The sequence below is a fragment of the Pseudomonas sp. ICMP 561 genome (genome assembly GCF_002699985.1).
In the GTDB taxonomy this organism is placed as follows: Bacteria; Pseudomonadota; Gammaproteobacteria; order Pseudomonadales; family Pseudomonadaceae; genus Aquipseudomonas; species Aquipseudomonas quasicaspiana.
This window is the reverse complement of sequence record NZ_LKBT01000066.1, coordinates 1-203: the sequence shown is the minus strand read 5'-3', so window position 1 is coordinate 203 and position 203 is coordinate 1. Positions and strand designations below refer to the sequence as shown.

At 57.1% G+C, this 203-nt stretch carries 1 protein-coding gene; it reads left to right on the top strand.

Going from position 1 to position 203, the window contains the following annotated elements; all coding sequences use genetic code 11:
* The coding region (locus AO242_RS29590) for a hypothetical protein (protein WP_218927856.1) at positions 1-203 on the top strand (203 nt) is incomplete at both ends.

Below are 203 nucleotides of genomic sequence, written 5' to 3'. Positions count from 1 at the left end.
TCGAGATTCCCTGCGAACCCAATACTGGTAGGAGCGAACTTGTTCGCGAGGCTTTTCATCTGACGCGCCGCTTCGACCGCCTCGCCAACAAGTTGCCTCCTACCGGGGATTGCGTTCCTGCAGGTGGGGCAATGCAGGTCAGCCTCGAGATTCCCTGCGAACCCAATACTGGTAGGAGCGAACTTGTTCGCGAGGCTTTTCAT